The organism is Streptomyces sp. NPDC041796, from assembly GCF_055590785.1.
Map to the genome: position 1 here is coordinate 106435 of NZ_JBVJAH010000016.1, position 15398 is coordinate 121832.

General features: G+C 72.4%; 10 protein-coding genes. 6 read left to right on the forward strand and 4 right to left on the reverse strand.

Going from position 1 to position 15398, the window contains the following annotated elements; translation table 11 throughout:
- Positions 1-189: 189 nt before the first annotated feature.
- The 5 genes from ACZ6C1_RS28515 to ACZ6C1_RS28535 all read left to right on the forward strand — a co-directional run bounded on the left by ACZ6C1_RS28515 (position 190) and on the right by ACZ6C1_RS28535 (position 9453).
- Positions 190-3090: a helix-turn-helix transcriptional regulator gene (locus ACZ6C1_RS28515; protein ID WP_469244579.1), complete on the forward strand. Its 2901-nt coding sequence runs from the start codon at positions 190-192 to the stop codon at positions 3088-3090.
- Positions 3091-3769: 679 nt separating this feature from the next.
- Positions 3770-4285: a hypothetical protein gene (locus tag ACZ6C1_RS28520; RefSeq protein ID WP_469244581.1), complete on the forward strand. Its 516-nt coding sequence runs from the start codon at positions 3770-3772 to the stop codon at positions 4283-4285.
- Positions 4285-6591 carry a bifunctional serine/threonine-protein kinase/ABC transporter substrate-binding protein gene (locus tag ACZ6C1_RS28525; protein WP_469244583.1) on the forward strand — a complete coding sequence of 769 codons (2307 nt, stop codon included), beginning with the start codon at positions 4285-4287 and terminating at the stop codon, positions 6589-6591. The genes ACZ6C1_RS28520 and ACZ6C1_RS28525 overlap by 1 nt, the downstream gene beginning before the upstream one ends.
- A gap of 10 nt (positions 6592-6601) precedes the next feature.
- Complete coding sequence (locus tag ACZ6C1_RS28530) at positions 6602-8770, forward strand: bifunctional serine/threonine-protein kinase/ABC transporter substrate-binding protein (RefSeq protein ID WP_469244584.1); 2169 nt, start codon at positions 6602-6604, stop codon at positions 8768-8770.
- Positions 8771-9063: 293 nt separating this feature from the next.
- A complete protein-coding gene (locus tag ACZ6C1_RS28535) occupies positions 9064-9453 on the forward strand; it encodes a hypothetical protein (RefSeq protein WP_469244586.1) in 390 nt (129 codons plus the stop codon).
- A 192-nt stretch (positions 9454-9645) separates the two neighbouring features.
- Here ACZ6C1_RS28535 and ACZ6C1_RS28540 read toward each other — a convergent pair whose 3' ends face one another.
- Positions 9646-10284, reverse strand: coding sequence for a hypothetical protein (locus tag ACZ6C1_RS28540; RefSeq protein ID WP_469244588.1), 639 nt, complete (start codon positions 10282-10284; stop codon positions 9646-9648).
- A gap of 337 nt (positions 10285-10621) precedes the next feature.
- On the opposite strand from ACZ6C1_RS28540, the gene ACZ6C1_RS28545 reads away from it, so the two are divergent.
- Positions 10622-11977: an MFS transporter gene (locus ACZ6C1_RS28545; RefSeq protein ID WP_469244589.1), complete on the forward strand. Its 1356-nt coding sequence runs from the start codon at positions 10622-10624 to the stop codon at positions 11975-11977.
- A 47-nt stretch (positions 11978-12024) separates the two neighbouring features.
- Here ACZ6C1_RS28545 and ACZ6C1_RS28550 read toward each other — a convergent pair whose 3' ends face one another.
- The 3 genes from ACZ6C1_RS28550 to ACZ6C1_RS28560 all read right to left on the reverse strand — a co-directional run bounded on the left by ACZ6C1_RS28550 (position 12025) and on the right by ACZ6C1_RS28560 (position 15389).
- Entirely contained in the window at positions 12025-13980 is a 1956-nt protein-coding gene (locus tag ACZ6C1_RS28550) for a helix-turn-helix domain-containing protein (protein WP_469244591.1), read from the reverse strand.
- A gap of 62 nt (positions 13981-14042) precedes the next feature.
- The gene (locus ACZ6C1_RS28555; protein WP_469244593.1) at positions 14043-14852 is read right to left on the reverse strand and encodes a 3-hydroxybutyrate dehydrogenase; all 810 of its coding nucleotides are present in this window, start codon (positions 14850-14852) and stop codon (positions 14043-14045) included.
- Between the two features lie 60 nt (positions 14853-14912).
- Positions 14913-15389 (reverse strand): NUDIX hydrolase, encoded by a 477-nt coding sequence (locus tag ACZ6C1_RS28560; RefSeq protein WP_469244595.1) that lies wholly within the window; start codon positions 15387-15389, stop codon positions 14913-14915.
- Positions 15390-15398 lie beyond the last annotated feature (9 nt).

Here is a 15398-nt window from a genome sequence, read left to right on the forward strand (position 1 = left end):
CGGAGCCGACAAGGCATTCAGCGCCCTGAACAGAGGCATCACGACAGCGAACGCGCCGACGCCCTGCTGAAGGTCACCTTCATATGCACTGGCCCGCGTAAAGGAGGGGCACGAAACTGCCCCTTAGGGTGACCTGTCGGGAAACAGAGATCAACGCAGGTGAGAGATCACCATTGGGGGGACGAGAACGTGGCGGGACTGGTAGGCAGATCGGCGGAGCTCGAACGGCTGGATGCACTGCTCGTGGACCTGGACCGCTCCGGGCAGCCAAAGGTCGTCGACGTCGTCGGCGAACCCGGCATCGGAAAAAGCAGGTTGCTCGACGAGGTGTGCGCGCGGGCCCGCCGAGCCGGGATCACCGTGCTGCGCGGACGGGCCACCGAGTATGAACAGCATGTTCCCTTCCATCTGTTCACGGACGCTTTCGCCGATGCCGATCCCGGCGCACAGACCGCCTTCGCCGACCCTGCCGTCGCCGAGGTGCAGTCGGTGTTGCAGGGCATCCGGCACGCCCCGGGCGGCGGTTCCGTCGAGAGTGCGGCCGCCCGGTTCGGGCTGCATCGTGCGGTCGCGGCGTTCCTGACACAGCTGGGTGAGCGCGGTCTGGTGCTGGCTCTGGACGACGTGCACTGGGCGGATCCCGCGTCACGCGAGCTCGTGGACCATCTGATCCGGCACCCCGCGCGCGGACGCGTCCTGCTGGTGGTGGCCCGGCGGGTCCGGCAGACGCCGGCATCCCTGACCGCGGCGCTGACGCGCGGCTCGGACAGCGGGACCGTGCTCCACCTCGCCCTTGCGCCGCTCTCCGAGCAGGAGTCCGTCCTGGCGCTGGCGCCCGACATCGCCGAGGACCAGGCCAAGCGGCTGCACGCCGCCAGCGAGGGCAACCCCTTGTACCTGCTGGCGCTGGGGCACGCCCACCGCACCGGGGCGTTCCCGCCGGGCCTCGGCTCGGACACTCATGTCGCCGCCACGGACGACGCCGGGTACGCGGCCGACGTACCCGGCGGGCTCGCCGCGCTGCTGCTCGACGAGTTGGGCACGCTCACCGGATCGCAGCGCCGACTCGTCGAGGCGGTGGCGGCGCTCGGCGACCACGCCTCGTCCGCTCTGCTGGCCGTGGTGAGCGAGCGAGCCGTGCAGGACGTGGAGGAGGAGACCGAAGCCCTGGTGGCGCGCGATGTGCTGCGGGCCGGGCCGGGCGGCCGGTGGACGCTGCGCCATCCCCTGGTCCGGGCCCTGGTCCACGAGAGGACCGCGCCAGGGCGGCGAGCCGAACTCCACCGCCGCGCGGCGCGGGAACTGGCCCGACGCGGCGCTCCCGTCACCGAGCGGGCCGGCCACGTCGCACGGTCGTTGACCTGCTGGGACGCCCAGGCGGCGGAGGTGCTCATCGAGGCGGCCGCACGGTTCGCGTCGACCGCGCCGGCCACCGCCGCCCATCTGCTGGATGTCGTCCTGACCCATATGCCGGACGGTCCCGACCGCTTCACGCAACGCGGCGAACTGGTGCTGGCGCGCGCCCGCGCGCTCGGCGTCAGCGGGCACCTCCGAGAGAGCCGGGACCTGCTGCACACCCTGATCGAGACCGCCGGGAAGGACCATCCGGAACTGCGGACGCGGGCGGTCGCCCAGTGCGCCGTGATGGAGCGGCACCTCGGCCACTCTCCCGAGGCCACCGCCCTGCTGCGCCGGGAGCTGTCCCACGATCCCGGCCCGTCCCCCGCCCAGGCGGTCTCCCTGCGCCTGGCCCTCGGCATGTCCGCTCTGCTGACTGCGTCCTATCCGCAGGCACGCGCGGACGTCGCGCAGGCCGTCGCCGTCGCTCGCGCCGACGACGATTCCACCGGTGAGGCAGCGGCGCTCGCGCTTGCGGCCCTGGGCGAGGCGTACGAGGGAGAGACGGAGGCGGCGGCCGGGTTCGCCGACTCCGCCGCGTCACTCGCGGACGCGCTGACCGATCCCGGCCTCGCCGTTCTGTGCGAGGCGCTGGTCTGGCTGGCCTGGGCGGAAACCCTGCTGGAGCGCTACGCCGACGCCGAGCGGCACATCACCCGGGGGCTGGACATCGCCCGTCGCACCGGACAACTCCACGTTCTGCCCCACCTGTTGACGAGTCGCGCCTTCGTCCACCTCACCACGTGCCGTCTGCCGTCCGCGCTGGAGGCCGCCGAGGATGCGGAGTCCATCGCCCGGGCCGCGGGCAGCGACGACCTTCTGGGCTTCACCCTGGCCATCAAGACGCTGGTGCTGTTGCTGGCCCGACCGCTGGGCGACGGAAGCGCCCTGGCCACCGGTGAGGAGGCCACCGCAGCGGCCGGCCGCAGCAGGGGCTGGTGGTCGTCGCTGGCCTGGTGCATGCTCGGGCACGCGACCTTCGTCGGCGGTGACCCTCATCGCGCCCAGGAGACCATCACGAGGGCAGGCGGCGGCCCCGGACTGCCCCTGCTGCAGCCGTCGATCCGTCCGGGCCAGCTCGACACCCTCGCTGCCGCGGCCCTCACCGCCGGGGACGTCGCGGCGGCCGGCCGCTGGGCAGCCCAGGCCACCCACGAGGCCGACCGGCTCGGCCTTCACGGTCAGCGCGCGGCCGCCCTGCGCGCCCAGGCCACACTGGCCGAGCACCATGGCGAGACGGGCGAGGCCGTGCGGCTCCTCGACGCGGCAGCACAGGAATACGTCCGCTGCGGCCAGCCCCTGTGGGAGGCGTACTCGTTGCTCCGGGCGGCGCCCTTGGTGCAGCACACTGGTCAGGGAGCACGCGCCGCCGCGATGTGGCACCGGGCCCACCGCATCGCCGTCGGCGGCGGCGCACGCCTGCTGGTGGACCTCGCCGAACTGATCCGCCCACAGGTGATGGCGGAGACGCCGGCGCTTCCGGCGCAGCTCGCGGAACTGACCGCTCGTGAGCTGGAGGTGGCCGAGCTGGTGGCGCAGGGGCTGAGCAACCAGGACATCGCCGCCCGGCTCCATCTCAGCCGACGCACCGTCGAGACCCACCTGTCCTCGATCTACCGCAAGGCGTCGGTGCCGTCCCGCTCGGCCCTGGCCGGTCTCATGACCCGTGTCGGACTGGGAGCCGGGTCGTGAGCGAAGATACGCCGTGCAGTGGTCGCCGTCATTCATGAGTGCGGTCGTCAGCCACAGCACCGGGAGCAAGCACCGACGCCGTCCTGGCCAGGGCGATCAGCAGCCCGTACGTCCCACCGCGTCGGCCCTGCAAGGCGCCGGCGGGCGACAGCCCCATCGGCAGGAGGGCCAGAGGTCCCTTGCCCTCGCCTCGGTGTGGCGGTGCCGTGGGGCCGGCACGGCACATCCGTGAAACCACGTACTCCACGCCACCTCCGCACCGAACACCCGCGACTTGGCGAATCCCGTAGTCGATTACGTGTTTCCACTGAGGCCGCTGCCCCCGCCGCCGTCTACGGTCGATCAGTCGGACAACTCGAGCGGCAGAGGGGACTGCGTGAGAGGCAACGCCTGTGGCGTACGGGGCATTTGGGTGCCACTCCTGGTGACGGGGAGCCTGCTGGCCGGGTGTTCGGCCCAGGGGGCTGACGGCGGGTCTCCGCGGCGGACCGGGGCGTCCGCGCACACCGCCTCGCCGCGATCCACGGCGCCCCCGTCGGGCGGGTCGACCGCCACCCCCGTCCTCACACCCGACGCGTCCCTCGTTCCCAGGACGTCGAAGGACGGTCAGACGATGGTGGAGGCGGTGGTGTTCGCCCCGGGTGACTGGGGGCGGGGCTTTGTCGCCCAGGATCCGGCCGTGAGCAGGCCTGGCACCTGGGCCGTGCTGGACGACGGCTGCCGCTGGGAGCGGGAGAAGGCCCCTCGGGGAGTGCTGGCCGGCCTGTCCCGCTACAGCCTGCTGCCCGCCGGCCGCTCCCAGAACGCCATCAGGGTGACGGCCGCGGCCACCGTGCACTCCTCCGCCCTCGGCGCCGACGAACAACTGAGCACCACCCTGGAGGAAGTCCTGCGCTGCCCGGAGCAGCACCTCCGTGCCGACGCCCGGATCACCGGCCTGAACTCGCTCGGCACCCCCTTCGGCGCCCGCGAGCAGGAGTACGCCGACGACTCCGTGCTGGAGGCCGGGCAGTACGTCGAGAAGGGCGGCGCTGTCCAGCCCTACCGGTGGATGGTCGCCCGACTGGGCACGGTCGTCGTGGCCGTCTCCGTGACCGGCGGGAAGGGACACACGGAGCAGGAACTCCAACAACTGGGCGCCGACGCCCTGGGACAGATGCTGGCGCGCGTCCAGCAGCGCTTGAAGGGGAAGTGATGGACCCGCTGCGTACCTCCGACCCGTCCAGCCTGGCGGGTCATCGGTTGCTCGGACGCCTCGGGGCGGGCGGGATGGGCGTGGTCTACCTGGCCCGCTCGGCCGGCGGCTCCCTGGTCGCACTGAAGGTGATCCAGGCCGAGTATGCCGAGGACGACGGCTTCCGGGAACGGTTCCGCAGGGAGGCGGAGACGGCCCGCCGGATGACCAGTCCTTGGGTGGCGCCCCTCGTCGACGCGGACCCGGATGCGCCGCAGCCCTGGCTGGCCACCGCCTTCGTGCCGGGGCCCTCGCTCGGTGAGGCCGTCGCTGCCCACGGGCCGTTGCCCCTACGGGGCCTGCGAGTGCTGGGGATGCGGCTCGCCCAGGCGTTGGGGGACCTGCACGGCGTCGGCCTCGTGCACCGGGACGTGAAGCCGGGCAATGTGCTGCTGGCGCTCGACGGGCCCCGGCTGATCGATTTCGGTGTGGCCCGCGACCCGCAGGACACCGCGCTGACCTCGACCGGTGTGGTGGTCGGCACCCCCGGCTTCCTGCCGCCCGAACAGGTCCACGGCACAAGGGAGTTGGGTGTATCCGGCGACATCTTCTCGCTCGGGTGCGTGCTGGCCTTCGCGGCCACCGGCCGTCCCCCGTTCGGCACCGGCTCGCTGGACGCACTGCTGTACCGCACGGTGCACGACGCCCCGGACCTGGAGGGCGTACCCCGACCGCTCGCCGAGGTGGTGCGCGGCTGCCTGGAGAAGGACCCGCAGCTGCGGCCCACGGCGGAAGCGCTGTCGGAGACGCTCACGGTCGCCGCGTCCGAAACCCCACCCGACCCACGGGAGGTGCTGCGGGCGGTGCGTCCCGCGCCCATGCAGGACACCGACGCGCCGGATGCGATCGCCGACGGCGAGGCCGAGCAGGCGGCCGACGGGCGATTGCCCGCGGACGACGCCTGGTTGCCCGAGCCGTTGGTCCGGCTGATCGCGGAACGCTCGGCGGCCGGGCTCGCCCTGCCCGCCGTCGACGAGACCGAGGTCGACCCCGCGTCCGCCGGCACCGCCCCGCCGGACACCGCGGCCACGCAGCCGGCGGCCCGTGCCGTCGGCAGACGCCGGTTCCTGCTGCTGACCGGAGGCGCGGCGGCCGTCGCGGCGGGGGGTGGACTGGCGGCGTGGGCAGCACTCGACCGTGACGGCGGCGGGGAGGACGACGCCACGCCGGACGCCACCGGTCCGGTGTACACCCTTGGCCTGCACGCCGACCTGACGGGTAGGCAGAGGGAGGTCGGGCGGGCTCAGGAGCGAGGGCTGCGGCTCGCGGTCCACGAGTTCAACTCCCGTGCTGCGGACAAGCCCTTCACGCTCGCCGTGAAGACGGTGGACGACGGTGGCGATGCGACCCGGGCGCCCGAGGCGGCCAAGGAACTCGTCGCCGACCGTTCCGTGCTGGCGGTGATCGGTCCGACCACGGACGCCACCGCCCTGGCCTCGCTGGCCACGTACGACGCCGCGTCGCTGCCGCTGATCGCGGTGACGCCCGGTGCCACCGTGCTGCAGGTGATGGGCAGCCGGTCCTTCCTGCACGCCCGGGTGACGGACACGCTGCTGCCCCTCTATCTGGACGTGTACCTGCGCGGGACGGCAAAGTCGCGCACGGTCGGGATCGTCGACGACCGGGCGGCGGGCGCCTACGCCTGGGAGATCAGCAGCACCCTCGCCACCGTCCTCCGCAAGGTCCCACTGCCTGCCGTGCCCAAGGTGGTCAGCGCACTGCGCACCGACTTCGGGCCGACCCTGGACGCCATGCTGGTCAGGGGCGCCGATTCGGTTGTCTTCGCCGGTTACCACGACCGGGCCGCGCTGCTGGCCCGGGAACTGCACCGCCGTGACTTCCCGGGAGCGAGGGCCGCGGCCCAGGGGGTGCTCGACGCCCGGTTCCTGTCCGCCGCGGGGGACGCGGCCGACGGCTGGGTGATCGTCGCCCCAGCCATGGACGCAACCGTGGCGCCTGAGGCGAAGTCGTTCAGGGCCGCCCACCGCAAACTCTTCGGCGCGGAGCCGGAGCGGTACGCCGTGGAGACGTACGACGTGGCACAGTTCGCCGTGAAGACGCTGCGGTCACTGAGCGCCGGGCGCCGCACCCGGCAGACTCTGACAACGGCCCTGCGATCGGGGTCGCACAAGGGCATCGCCCGGAACCTCGCGTTCGCCAAGGAGACCGGGGCGCTGGTGGCCGACGGCAGCGGGGTCTACCTGTGGAAGGTCGAGGGCGGCAGATTCGCGTACCAGGGCCCGGCGCCGTACCAGGTGGCCACCTGATGGGGCATTGATGGAGCCGTTGCGCGGAGCCGACCCGGCCAGGATCGCGGGTTACCGGCTGCTGCGCCGCCTCGGCGCGGGCGGCATGGGCGTGGTCTACCTGGCCCGCTCCGGGGGAGGCTCGCTCACCGCGGTGAAGGTCATCCGCGCCGCGCACGCGGACGACCCGGGCTTTCGGGCCCGCTTCCGCCGCGAGGTGGAGGCGGGGAGCCGGGTGGCGAGCCCCTGGGTCGTGCCTCTTCTCGCCGCTGACCCTGACGCGGAGTCGCCGTGGCTGGCCACGGAATTCGTGCCGGGGCCCTCCCTTGCGGAGGCCGTGGAGGAGTGCGGCCCCCTGCCGTACCGGAGTGCCCGCGTCCTGGGGGTGCGGTTGGCCGAGGCGCTGGAGGCGGTGCACGGGGCGGGTCTGGTGCACCGGGACGTCAAGCCCGCCAATGTGCTGCTCGCGGTCGACGGGCCGCGGTTGATCGACTTCGGGATCGCCCGGCCGCCGGAGGACACCGCGCTCACCACGAGCGGGATGGTGGTCGGCTCCCCCGGGTTCCTCTCCCCCGAACAGGCTCAGGGGCGGGGGCGGGAGATCGGGCCGGCCAGCGACGTCTTCTCGCTCGGCTGTCTGCTGGCATACGCGGTGACGGGCGAACGCCCCTTCGGGTGGGGCTCGGCGGCCGAGGTGCTGGTGCGTACGGTCCACGACGATGCGGACCTGGACGCCGTACCGGCGCTGTTGCTGCCGCTGTTGCGGGACTGCCTGGCGAAAGAGCCCGGCGCCCGCCCCACCGTGGCCGAGGTCCGCGCGGCTCTGGACCGTGCGGACGAGGCTGAGGGCTGGTTGCCGGAGGCGCTCACCCGGTTGATCGCACGCCGTTCGGCCGCCGTCCTCGCTCTGCCCGCAGCCGAGGCGACCGAGGTGACCGGCACCCCGGCAGGCACCGACACGGTGCCGGGCTCGCGGGAACGGCCGCCGGGCGTCACGCGGCGCCGCCTGCTGGCGCTGGGCTCGTCCGCCGGGGTCGTGGCAGCGGGCGCCGCGGCCACCTGGTGGACCGCGGGTCGCCCCCGCCGCGCGTCGGCACAAGGGGGCGACACACGGCTTCCGCAGCGGGTGGTCGCCCTGCACGCCGACCTGACGGGGGACCAGAAGACGGCCGGCCTGGCGCAGGAGAGCGGTGTCCGGCTCGCCGTCGACCACCTCAACTCCCGTGCCGGCCGCGGCTTCGACCTCGCCCTCGAAGTGCGAGACGACGCGGGCAGCCCCACCCGGGCACAGCGGATCGCGCGGCAACTGTCGGCCGACGACCGGGTCAGCTCGGTGATCGGGCCGACCACCGACGCCTGTGCCAAGGCCGTCCTCGAGCAGTACCGGAAAGCGCTGCTGCCCATGATCTGCGTGTCGGTCGGGCTCGATGGGGTGTCCGCCGAGAGGTACCGGACGTACGCGGCCACCCGGCCCCCCGACCGCAACTTGGCGGCACCCCTGGTCGCCCACCTCGTCCGCACCGTCCGAACACGCAGAACGGTACTGATCGACGACGCTGCCGAGGGCGACTTCAGCTGGGAGCTCTGCGCGGACGTCGCCCAGGCGCTCCCATACGGACAGCGCACCACGACCCGGCGTACCCTCGCCGCCGAGGACGATACGACTGACGACTTCCGTGCCCTGGCCGAGTCGGTGACCGGCGGGAAGGCGGACGCAGTGCTGTTCGCCGGAGGCTTCGAACGCGCGGCGAAACTGGCGCGAGCGCTGCGCGCGGCCGGCTACTCCGGAGCCCGGTTGACCACCCAACGGGCCCTCGACCAGGACTTCTTCACCATGGCCGGAGAGGCCGCCGAGGGCTGGGTCTTCGCCACCACCTTCCTCGATCCGACCCGTGTGACGGCCGCGAAGTCCTTCGTCACCGACTACCACCAGCGCTTCGGCACCGCCCCACCCTGGTACTCCGCGGAGGCCTACGACGCGACGCTCTTCGTGGCCCGCGCGCTGACGACGCTGGGCGCGTCCCTCACCGAACGGGGCCCGCTCGTGGCACGGTTGCGGCAGACCGACTACCGAGGAATCACCAAGCGGCTGCGCTACACGGGCTCGAGCACCGGCTACGCCACCAAGGCGATGTACCTCTTCCAGGCGTCCGGCGGCCGCTTCCGCTTTCTGGGCCAGTTCGAGGACGCCACGGCCTGAGCCGCGCGAGCGGGGGTCCGCTCGCGTCACGGCTCCTCGGCCGCCAACGCAAAGGCCTGGGTGCAGGAACGACGACGAATGGCAGCCGTGGAAGGAGTGACGAGCCGTCACCGTCCTCGTCGGCGTGAGTCCGGTCGACTACGTGCGCCACTACGTGGTGTCCCGGATGGTGGAGCCATGTCGCCTCTGCGGTGATCGCTCCTCCAGCGGTACAGGACCGGGCGGGGCAGGACGCCCACCACCGAGTCGATCGCGCTGGCCGCCCTCTACGTGACCGCGCTGATCGGCGGCCCATGGCGGCCCAACTCATCTACATGGTCATGTTCGATGAGTTCTCGGAGTCCGAGCTGGTCACGATCACACCACTATGGTTCTTCCCGATCGTCTTCGGACTGTATGGCTTCGTCTCCCAGCGGCTGCTGCGCTGTATCGCCTCCGGACGCGCCGGGACCCTGGGCGAGGCCGCCCGCATGACCATCGACGTGGCAGGGCCATGGGCGGCCCTGGTGCTGTTCCCGTTCCTGGTACTGAAGTGGCGCAGCTCCCTGCTCGTGTCACTGGCCGCGGCGCTCTTCTGGGCCGTCCTGCTGCCTGTTCCTCACGGCCGTCTTCCCCAGCCTCTGAGCCCGGCTTCCGACACACAAGGAAGTGCCGCACATCAGCGCCGGTTCACCCAGCGCTGATGGTATGGAGGACCTCCACACCTCTATCAGCCCGACGGTCCGCTGCTGCCCGGCCGACGCGGCCGACGGCATGGCACCATCGGCCGGCTCCTCCGCGAGCTCGCGTCCGATCGTCGTGTCGCTCATGTGGCGTCTCCCCCTTGATCAGCGGATCCGCCGTTGATCGGAGAGTCCCCCGGCCCGTGAGGACGTTCAGCGCTCCGGGGCGCCGTCCCCGGCGAGCGCGTCGAGGTCCGGAAGCATCCCGGCCAGTTCCTCCAGCAGCCTGCCCATGTCCACCACGTCCGGCAGCGGGTGGTGGACGAAGCAGATCGCGTCCTTCGTCACCGACACCGCCGGTCCGGCGAGCTCGACCAGGCGCCCCGGCAGCTCCGAGGCGTAGAACCGCTCGGTCGTCCCCGCGCGGTCGTCGCTCATCGGCAGGTACGGCGCATCCAAGTGGAAGGTGAGCCCGAGCTCCGCCGCACTCCAGTTGCGCTCCAGACGCAGGCTCGGCCGGCTGCCCGGCACGTCGAACACGAAGACCAGCCAGTGGGCGTCGACCTTGCTCGTCAGGTTCTCAACGAGCCTGGCGACGGTGACCTGGTGCTCGCCGAGCGGACCGGTCACGGTGGTCCCGAGCTGCGCCCGCAGCAACCAGGGGAAGTGGACCGCATAACCGGCCCACCGCGCCCCGTCCTCGTCGCGCTCGACCTGCCGCCAGCCAGGACGAGCGGCAAGGGCACGCATCGCCCGGTCCGCCTTGCCGACCCGGCGCGCGGTACGGACCGCGAAGGTCAAGCCGATCAGGGACGGGGCCAAGATGACGGCGAAAAAGATGATCCAGCCCACCACGTGGTCCCTTCGCTCCGGCCCGGTAAGCCGTTCGCCCGTATCTTCGCGTCCTGGGTCTCCGCAGGACATCGGGGAAACCACGTAGGGGCCTACCGAATCCGGCGCCCGCCCGCCGCACACCCGGCCGCCGAGAAGGCACGAACGTCCAAACTCGGCCAGCCTCGTATGCGGACGTGCAGAGACGGTTGCGGAGGCACTGACACCAACTCCATGGTGGCCCCGCGCACACCCGACCCCATAACTATGGTGTCCCACCACATACGCCCCTGACCTGCGCGTTCCTACGGTATGGCGACACGCAAACGTCCCCGTCGACCGCCAGGAAGTGGTGCCGATGTCCTCCCCCGCGACCGCTCCACCAGCCCCCTCCAGCCTCAAGCGCATCGTCGCCGCGAGTCTCATCGGCACGACCATCGAGTGGTACGACTTCTTCCTGTACGGGTCTGCCGCCGCGCTCGTCTTCAACAAGCTGTTCTTCCCCGGCTCCGACCCCCTCGTGGGCACCCTGCTGTCGTTCCTCACGTACGCCGTCGGGTTCGCCGCCCGGCCGCTCGGGGCATTGGTGTTCGGGCACTACGGGGACCGGCTCGGGCGGAAGAAGTTGCTCGTGCTGAGCCTGCTGTTGATGGGCGGGGCCACCTTCGCCATCGGGTTGTTGCCGACGCACGCCACCATCGGGACGGCCGCGCCCGTGTTGCTCACCGTGTTGCGGTTGGTGCAGGGGTTTGCGCTCGGGGGCGAGTGGGGCGGGGCCGTGCTGTTGGTGTCGGAGCACGGGGACGCCGGACGGCGTGGGTTCTGGGCGTCCTGGCCGCAGACCGGGGCGCCCGCGGGGCAGTTGTTGGCGACCGGGGTGCTGTCCGCGCTGACCGCGCTGTTGTCGGACGCGGCGTTCACCTCGTGGGGGTGGCGTATCCCGTTCCTGTTGTCCGGTGTGCTGGTGATCGTCGGTCTGTGGATTCGTCTCTCCGTCGACGAATCGCCCGTTTTCAAGGCCGCGTTGGCGCGGGCGGAGGCGCGCGAGGCGGAGACCGCGCAGGTGGAGAAGATGCCGCTGGTCACCGTGGTACGGCACCACTGGCGCGATGTGCTGATCGCGATGGGCGCGCGGATGGCCGAGAACATCAGCTACTACGTCATCACCGCGTTCATCCTGGTGTACGCGACGACCTCGACCGGGCTCAGCAAGCAGACCGCGCTCAATGCCGTGCTCATCGCCTCCGCGGTGCACTTCGCGGTGATCCCGGCCTGGGGAGCGCTGTCGGACCGTATCGGGCGCCGACCGGTCTATCTGATCGGGGCGGTGGGCGTCGGGGCGTGGATGTTCCCCTTCTTCGCGCTCATCGACGGCAAGAGTTTCGGCGGCCTGCTGCTCGCCGTGACCGTCGGACTGGTGCTGCACGGGGCGATGTACGCGCCGCAGGCCGCGTTCTTCTCCGAGATGTTCGCGACCCGGGTGCGCTACTCGGGCGCCTCCATCGGGGCGCAGTTCTCGTCGGTGGCGGCCGGGGCACCGGCGCCGCTGATCGCGACCGCGTTGCTCGCCGACTACGGCAGCTCGACGCCGATCGCCCTGTACGTCATCGCCGCGGCGCTGCTCACCGTGGTCGCGATCGCGTGCGCCCGGGAGACCCGGAACCTCGACCTGGCCGACGAGGTGGAGGAGGAGCGGGTCGTGGCGGGGCGCTGAGCCGGTCGGGAAGGGCCGGTCTCCCCCATGTGGGGAGAGCGGCCCTTTCAGCGCGTGACCGCGTCCGCCATCGAGTGCAGGCGCAGCGCGAGCTGGATCTCCAGGGCACGGGACGGGGACTGCCAGTCGGGGCCGAGGAGCCGGCCTATCCGTTCCAGGCGCTGCGCCACTGTGTTCACGTGGACGTGCAGTTCGTCCTTGGTGCGGACCGGGCTCATCCCGCTCGCGAAGTACGCGTCGAGGGTGCGCACCAGGTCCGTGCCACGGCTCCGGTCGTAGGCGACGACCTCGCCGATCGTGCGGGACACGAAGCCGGCGATGTCCCGGGTGTCGGCGAGCAGCAGGCCCAGGAAGCCCAGGTCCGAGGCCGCCGCGCCCTCGCCGGAGCGGCCGAGCAGGCGCAGCGCGTCGAGGCAGCGGCGGGCCTCGGCGTACGCGGGGGCTATGTCGCCCGGGCGGGCGGCGGGCGCGCCGACCGGCGAGGAGGCACCGACGGTGACCGACTCGCGCAGGGTTCCGCCGAGGTGCCTGGCGGTCTGCCGGGCGAGCTCGGCCGCGGTGTCGTCCGGTCCCAGGGGCAGCAGCAGGACCGTGCCGCCGTCGCGGGCGGAGGCGAGGCCGTGGCGGGTGGCCGCCAGGTGCGAGGCGGCCGACCAGAGGCGCTGCCGGTCGGCGCCGTCCCGGTCCGTGCCGGGCGGGTCGGTGGCGGCGGGGTCGGCGTGCGGACCGGAGTACGGACCGGCGTGCGGACCCGGCCGGTCGAGGCGGGCGGCCAGCACCACGTGCGGGGCGTCGAAGTCGGTGCCGAGGCGGGCGGCGCGCTCCTTCAGCAGCCGCCGGTCGCGCTCGGGGGCGTCGAGCAGGTCGTCCAGCAGTTCACCCCGTACCCGCTGTTCCGCCTCCCCGGCGGAGCGGCGCGCGAGGAGCAGCAGGGAGGTGACCATGGCGGCCCGCTCCAGGGTCCGCTGGTCGACCGGGTCCAGGTCCGGCTGGCCGCGCAGCACGAGGGCCCCCAGGGTCTCGCCGCCGGCGGAGACGGCCGCGACCCATTCGTCACCGCGCCGCGTGGTGTGGCCGTCGACGGACTCGGCGGGAAGGGGGCCTTCCGTGAACTCCACGGCCCCGCCCAGGACTTCTGAGACGGTCGCCGCGACATCATGCACACCGCCGCCCCGCAGGACCAGCTCGGTCAGCCGGTCGTGCACCTCCGAGGCCCGCTCGATGACGCCGCTGTGGGCGCGGATGATGCCGTTGGCCCGCTCCAGCTCGGCCAGCGCCGACCTGGTCTCGGCCAGCAGGTTGGCGGTGTCGATGGCGACGGCCGCGTGCGCGGCGAACGAGCCGAGCAGCGCGACCTGTTCGCGCTCGAAGACGCGGGCGCGCCGGTCCGCGGCGAAGAGCACCCCGATCACCTGGCTGCCGAGCATGAGCGGCACGCCGAGGATGGCCACCAGGCCCTCGTCGCGTACGCCGGAGTCGATGGCCCGCGTGTGCCGGAACCGCTCGTCGTCGAAGTAGCTCTCCGTCACGTACGGTCGGGCGGTCTGGGCGACGAGGCCGCCGAGCCCCTCCCCCATGCCCAGGCGAAGCTGCTGGAAGCGTGCGGAGACCGAACCCTCGGTGACCCTCATATAGGTGTCGCCGCGGGCGGGGTCGTTCAGACTGAGGTAGGCCACCTCGGTGCCCAGCAGTGAACGCGCGCGCTGCACGATGGCGCGCAGCACCGCGTCGAGGTCCCGCAGCCCGGCGAGATCGTGCGCGGTCTCGAACAGCGCGGACAGCTCGGCCTCGCGGCGTCGTCGTCCCTCCAGCTCGGCGCGGACGCGCAGCGCCAGCTGCTTGGCGTGTTCGAGCGCGGCGAGAGCGCCGGGGCCGGCGCCGCTCGCGCGGGCGAGCAGCACGGGCCGGTCGTACGCCTCGACGGCCGCCCCGCGCGCGAGAAGCCCCAGGTAGGCGGCCGGGTCGGCGCTGGGCTCCGGCTCGCGGAGCTGTTCTTCGGACATGGTCACAGGGATACCTGCCGTACGGGTGGTCGCACCAGCCCTGTGGACAACCCCGGGTGCGTTCAGTGGGCGGTCCAGCCGCCGTCCAGGACCAGCGAGGTGCCGGTGATGAACGAGGCGTGCGGGGCGCAGAGGTAGGCGACGGCTTCGGCGACCTCGTCCGGTTCGACGAGCCGTTTGAGTGCCGAGTCCTTCAGCAGGACCTCGGTGACGACCCGCTCGGCGGGGATGCCGTGGGCGTCCGCCTGGTCGGCGATCTGGGCCTCGACCAGCGGGGTGCGTACGTATCCGGGGTTGACGCAGTTGGAGGTGACTCCGTGGGGTGCCCCTTCGAGGGCGGCCGTCTTGGAGAGGCCTTCCAGGCCATGTTTCGCGGCCACGTAGGCGGACTTGTAGGCGGAGGCGCGCAGACCGTGGACGGAGGAAACGTTGACGATGCGGCCCCACCCCTGCGCGTACATGTGTGGCAGTGCGCCTCTGATCAGCCGGAAGGGGGCTTCCAGCATCACGGTGAGGACGGTGTGGAAGACGTCCGGGGGGAAGTCCTCGATGGGGCGGACCAGTTGGATTCCGGCGTTGTTGACGAGGATGTCGGTGCCCGCCGCCATCTCTTCGGCGGCGTCGAGGTCCGTCAGGTCGAGTACGTGGGTTTCGACCGCCCCGCTCGCCGCGGAGGCCGCTTCGGTCAGGGCGTCGAGCCCCGGGGCGTCCCGGTCGACGGCCCTGACCTTCGCCCCGGCCGCCGCGAGCCGCAGCGCGCAGGCGCGGCCGATGCCGCTCGCCGCGCCGGTGACGAGGGCGGTCCGGCCGCCGAGGTCCAGGGAAGCGCGGCCGCCGAGGTCGAGGGAGGTGACGGTGTGGGGTGCGGTCATGCTCCGCACCTTATGGAGCGCGGCCTCCCGAACCGATGTGGTCCGCACCCATACTTCGCCCTAGTCGGCCATGGTGGAGAACCATGTGGGGCCGTCGGTGAGGGCCTGCTTGATCCGGAACAGCTCGCCCTCGCGCAGCGGCGGCAGCGCGTCCAGCGCGAACCACCCCACCTCGAGCGATTCGTCGTCGTTGACGCGCGCCCGGCCCCCCACGGCCCGGCAGCGGAAGCAGGTGTCCATGAACTGGCACTGGTCACCGTTGGCGTATGTGACCGTCGGCAGCGTCTCCACGAGGACCACGCGCTCGACGACGCACTCCACGGCCGTCTCCTCGTACACCTCACGTACGGCGCTCACGGCCGGCTGCTCCCCCGGTTCCGGAATGCCTCCGACGAGCGACCACCTGCCGTTGTCCGCGCGCCGGACCAGCAGGAGTCTCTCCTCGTCGTCGAAGACGACCGCGCTGACGCCCGGCAGGAGGAGCAACTGGTGCCCGGCGGTGGCCCGGACGGCCCGGATGAAGTCAGGAGTTGCCATGGGCCGACC

Coding starts and splice junctions, on each gene's coding strand:
- ACZ6C1_RS28525 (WP_469244583.1), top strand. CDS start 4,285: ATGGACCCGCTGCGTACCTCCGACCCGTCCAGCCTGGCGGGTCATCGG.
- ACZ6C1_RS28530 (WP_469244584.1), top strand. CDS start 6,602: ATGGAGCCGTTGCGCGGAGCCGACCCGGCCAGGATCGCGGGTTACCGG.
- ACZ6C1_RS28535 (WP_469244586.1), top strand. CDS start 9,064: ATGGCGGCCCAACTCATCTACATGGTCATGTTCGATGAGTTCTCGGAG.
- ACZ6C1_RS28545 (WP_469244589.1), top strand. CDS start 10,622: ATGTCCTCCCCCGCGACCGCTCCACCAGCCCCCTCCAGCCTCAAGCGC.
- ACZ6C1_RS28550 (WP_469244591.1), bottom strand. CDS start 13,980: ATGTCCGAAGAACAGCTCCGCGAGCCGGAGCCCAGCGCCGACCCGGCC.
- ACZ6C1_RS28555 (WP_469244593.1), bottom strand. CDS start 14,852: ATGACCGCACCCCACACCGTCACCTCCCTCGACCTCGGCGGCCGCGCT.
- ACZ6C1_RS28560 (WP_469244595.1), bottom strand. CDS start 15,389: ATGGCAACTCCTGACTTCATCCGGGCCGTCCGGGCCACCGCCGGGCAC.